The sequence below is a fragment of the Bartonella queenslandensis AUST/NH15 genome (assembly GCF_000312585.1).
Taxonomy (GTDB): domain Bacteria; phylum Pseudomonadota; class Alphaproteobacteria; order Rhizobiales; family Rhizobiaceae; genus Bartonella; species Bartonella queenslandensis_A.
The window spans coordinates 165,438-170,088 of sequence record NZ_HE998003.1 but is presented as its reverse complement, the minus strand read 5'-3'; the positions used below and the strand labels follow the sequence as shown (position 1 = coordinate 170,088).

Annotated in this window: 5 protein-coding genes; all 5 read right to left on the bottom strand. The window is 37.5% G+C overall.

Translation table 11 applies throughout. The features are described 5' to 3' along the window. On the bottom strand, positions 1 to 948 hold a 948-nt coding region (locus tag BN338_RS05895), incomplete at its 3' end, for an LON peptidase substrate-binding domain-containing protein (protein WP_039759969.1). A gap of 183 nt (positions 949 to 1,131) precedes the next feature. After that, positions 1,132 to 2,406 (bottom strand): ATP-dependent Clp protease ATP-binding subunit ClpX, encoded by a 1,275-nt coding sequence (clpX, locus tag BN338_RS05890; protein WP_039759967.1) that lies wholly within the window; start codon positions 2,404 to 2,406, stop codon positions 1,132 to 1,134. A gap of 184 nt (positions 2,407 to 2,590) precedes the next feature. Next, a complete protein-coding gene (clpP, locus tag BN338_RS05885) occupies positions 2,591 to 3,223 on the bottom strand; it encodes an ATP-dependent Clp endopeptidase proteolytic subunit ClpP (protein ID WP_039759965.1) in 633 nt (210 codons plus the stop codon). Positions 3,224 to 3,370: 147 nt separating this feature from the next. Further along, positions 3,371 to 4,180, bottom strand: a complete 810-nt coding sequence (locus tag BN338_RS05880; protein ID WP_039759963.1) for a glycosyltransferase family 32 protein — start codon at positions 4,178 to 4,180, stop codon at positions 3,371 to 3,373. Between the two features lie 10 nt (positions 4,181 to 4,190). Further along, positions 4,191 to 4,651: TrkA C-terminal domain-containing protein (locus BN338_RS05875; RefSeq protein ID WP_039759960.1), on the bottom strand; the 461-nt coding region annotated here is incomplete at its 5' end.

The window sequence follows — 4,651 nt, the reverse complement described above, 5'->3', positions numbered from 1 at the left end:
ATTTTTAATCTTAGATTTTTTACCCCAAGGCATTGCTAATAACCAATCAAGATAGTTCCGTACAACTGTCGCTTCTGCAGACATAGGAGACATATTCCGTAATTTTCTCAATTCTGCTCCAGCCTTTTCCTGTGCTTCCTTGGAAAGTTTTGTACTCTTAATACGGTCTTCTAATTCAGAGAGCTCATCGCGACTATCATCCCCTGCTCCTAACTCTTTTTGAATAGCCTTCATCTGCTCATTGAGATAATATTCCCGTTGGTTTTTTTCCATTTGCCGTTTAACGTGCGAGCGAATACGTTTTTCAACCTGCAAAACAGAAATTTCTCCTTCCATGAAAGAAAGAACACGTTCAAGACGGGCTCGTACAGGTAAGAGCTCTAATATTTCCTGTTTTTCTGCAAGTTTAATCATCAAATGAGAGGCAATCGTATCAGCAAGCTTAGAAGGATTATCAATCTGGCTAATCGCATTGACAACTTCAGGAGAGATTTTTTTATTAAGCTTTACATAGTTTTCAAAATAAGCAATCACCGACCTTGAAAGAGCTTCAATCTCAACATCACTCCCTCTAGGTTCTTCTGTAACAGTCGCAAAAGCCTGATGATAATCTTCACTTAGAGAAAATTGACTAATTTTTGCACGTGCCGTCCCTTCAACCAAAACCTTTACAGTGCCATCAGGAAGTTTTAAAAGCTGGAGAATATTCGCAAATGTACCAATATGATAAATATCTTCTGATTTTGGATCATCATCAGAAGCGTTTTTTTGTGTCACCAAGAGTATCTGCTTGTCAACCGCCATCGTTTCTTCAAGAGCACGAATGGATTTTTCACGGCCCACAAAAAGTGGAACAATCATATGGGGGAAAACAACAATATCACGAAGAGGTAAAACAGCATAAACCCCATCTCTTACTTCATCTGTCTTTTCATCAATATATTGCATAACTCTCCTTTCTGGAGCCTATGAGCTATCTACAACACCAAGCCCACCCTTAGAAAACCTCAGCTCTCCACAATACATGAAGTGGTAATTGCTAACACATAAATCAAGCATTATAACGATATTATTAGAAATGCCCATTAAATACCGTTCATGAACACTTTTTATATTGTATATTACACAATGTCATGCTGATACATTTTCTTTATCTTCGGTACGTTCTGAGTAAATATAAAGAGGACGCGCTTTCCCATCAACGACATCACTCGAAATAACCACTTTTTGAACACCTTCAAGAGCCGGTAGTTCAAACATCGTCTCAAGAAGTATCTTCTCCATAATTGAACGTAAACCACGTGCACCAGTTTTACGTTCAATGGCTTTCTTCGCAATAGCACGTAAAGCATCTTCATGAAATGCTAACTCAACATTTTCCATTTCAAAAAGACGCTGATATTGTTTTACCAATGCATTTTTAGGTTGTGATAAAATTTGCACGAGGGCATTAACATCTAAATCCTCTAAGGTAGCGACTATAGGAAGACGCCCTATAAACTCTGGTATTAAACCAAACTTTATAAGATCTTCAGGCTCTAAATCACGAAAAATTTCACCAACACAACGTTCATCAGGGGCCTTAACAGTTGCAGAAAAACCAATAGAAGTTTTTTCACCACGTCCTGAAATAATCCGCTCTAAACCTGCAAAAGCTCCCCCACAAATAAATAGAATATTTGTGGTATCAACCTGAAGAAACTCTTGTTGCGGATGTTTGCGTCCACCTTGTGGAGGAACAGAAGCAATCGTTCCTTCCATAATTTTTAATAACGCTTGCTGAACCCCTTCTCCAGAAACATCTCTTGTAATAGAAGGATTGTCAGCTTTACGAGAAATCTTATCAACCTCATCGATATAAACAATACCACGCTGCGCACGTTCAACATTATAATCTGCCGCTTGCAGAAGCTTTAAAATAATATTTTCAACATCTTCCCCTACATAACCTGCTTCAGTCAAAGTGGTCGCATCTGCCATCGTAAAAGGGACATCAATAATACGTGCTAATGTTTGTGCGAGATAAGTTTTACCACAGCCCGTTGGACCAACAAGAAGAATATTTGATTTAGCCAACTCAATATCATTGCTTTTAGACTGATGTGCCAACCGTTTATAATGATTATGCACAGCAACAGAAAGAACACGTTTTGCATGCTGCTGACCAATAACATAATCATCAAGAACTGCTATAATTTCCTGTGGAGTAGGAACACCATCACGCACCTTAACCCCAGAAGATTTATTTTCTTCCCGAATAATATCCATGCAAAGCTCTACACATTCATCACAGATAAATACAGTAGGCCCTGCAATAAGCTTACGCACCTCATGCTGACTCTTGCCGCAGAACGAGCAATAGAGAGTATTTTTTGATTCGTTCCCGCTATTGCTAATTTTGCTCATTTTTCTTTCCTTTCACCACGATATATGAATACTTCGCCTTTTCAAAGAAAGCTTTTCATCATGAAAACTAAAAGACATATAGAAAACCATGAATGTCTCAATATTTTTAGGTGTTTTTCTCAATTTTTGCGATATTTTTTATAAAACTCTTTATTTAAAGTAGATGTCTTTTCTATAAAAATTCTTAATCTTTTTCTTCTTTTTCAGTTTCTGCACGATAATGTATAACATCATCAACTAAGCCAAACGCTTTAGCTTCTTCTGCTGTCATAAAATGATCGCGATCAAGCGTTCTCTCAATAACCTCGTAACCTTGACCTGTATGTTGAACATAAATTTCATTTAAACGCCGTTTCATCTTTATAATATCTTGTGCATGTCGCTCAATATCTGAAGCCTGACCTTGAAAACCGCCCGATGGCTGGTGCACCATAATACGCGCATTTGGCAATGTAAAACGATGACCTTTTGCTCCAGCTGTTAGCAATAATGATCCCATAGATGCCGCCTGTCCCATGCAAAGCGTAGAAACAGGAGGACGAATAAACTGCATAGTATCATAAATAGCCATACCAGATGTTACAACCCCCCCTGGAGAATTAATATAAAGACTAATTTCTTTCTTAGGATTTTCCGCTTCCAAGAAAAGTAATTGTGCACAAACAAGCATTGCCATACCATCTTCAACAGGACCATTAATAAAAATAATCCGCTCCTTCAAAAGACGGGAAAAAATATCATAGGCCCGTTCACCACGATTGGTTTGTTCAATAACCATAGGAACAAGGCTTAATGCTGTTTTCATTGGATCACTCATATTTTTACTTTCCTTGTCATATAACAATCGCTTTTTACACATTCAATATTTTTATCCATAGGTTAACATTACTCTTTTGTGCAAGCGACAATCAAGAGCAGTCCCAGATAGATTAAAATCTCAATGGTTAAAATAGCAATAATAACTCTACCTAAACAAATCATGAATTTCAGGAATGCGAGAGACTGCCCAATGGTAAAAACTCCCTTCTTGAGGTCTTTGCGTCGTTTTGATCTTTCTGTGAATATGAAATCCTATCAAGCGTGAATCTGTAAGCGGTCTTACGCCAAAAGCTGGTTCAAAGATGTATTCGGTTTTTCGTCCAGTCCAATAATAAAAAGTTTCCTTTTCCTTTGCCTCATGAAAAAAACCATATCGTTTTGCTAATCGTGAAATACCGTCATTGCCAAATATCGTAACACCAAGATTTCCAGGTAAAATTGGCATTTTCTTTCTCTTTAACCAGAATGGTCTCCAAACACGACGCTTAAACCCAAGCCAATGAGGGATCATTTCTGTACCTGCCCAATAATCTTCAAACACTTTTATAATAGGGTTATCTGGAGGAAAATAAAGGGCAGAAACACCCACTCTTGTATTATTTTCTCTTGCCAACCAAACCTTATCTACATCTGGATGAAATTGTTTAACCAGGTAAACATCCGTATCTAACCAAACACCTTGTTGATATTTCATCAGCATAACACGAAAAAAATCCGAGAACTGAACAATTGTAAATCCTAGCTTATCATCAGAAAAATTGGGATCAAGGCGATAAATTGCTGAACGTGGTAAAATTGATTCGGCTTCATGCAACTCAACACCAGCAGGTAAATTGTCTATTTCTTTATTATAACTAAAGAGCTTAACGCGCTGTCCAGTTCTAACCATTGAGGACAAACAAAGCCTATCCACCAGCCTTAACTGCCCACCATACCAAAAAGTACAAATATCCATAAATAATATATCAAAAATATTCCAAACTTACACGAAAAAGTTGTTCAACATCACGAACTCTATCAGCAAGAGCAAAAATCACTATTCTATCGCCAGACAAAATACGCGCCTCTGCTGAAAGCTGTATAATTGTCTTATTACGATAAATTGCCCCAATTCTCAAACCATCTGATAAATTGAGCTCTGATAATGACTTACCAACCAATGAAGATGTTTGCATTACTTCAGCTTCAATAATTTCTGCTCGACCATTAAAAACTGAATGAACAGAACGAATACGCCCACGGCGCATTTGTTGCAAAATTCTTGATATCGTAACGCTATGGGGATTCAGATAGGCATCCACACCAACTGCACGGCTAAATTCTTGGTAAGCAACATTATTAATCAAAACCATATTGGCTTTGCAACCTAATCTTTTAGCAATAATAGCGCTTAAGAGATTGACTTGATCCTGATTGGTCAATGTAA

Excerpts from the sequence above, each read along its gene's own strand:
- clpX (WP_039759967.1), bottom strand. The coding sequence starts at position 2,406 with ATGAGCAAAATTAGCAATAGCGGGAACGAATCAAAAAATACTCTCTAT.
- clpP (WP_039759965.1), bottom strand. The coding sequence starts at position 3,223 with ATGAGTGATCCAATGAAAACAGCATTAAGCCTTGTTCCTATGGTTATT.
- BN338_RS05880 (WP_039759963.1), bottom strand. The coding sequence starts at position 4,180 with ATGGATATTTGTACTTTTTGGTATGGTGGGCAGTTAAGGCTGGTGGAT.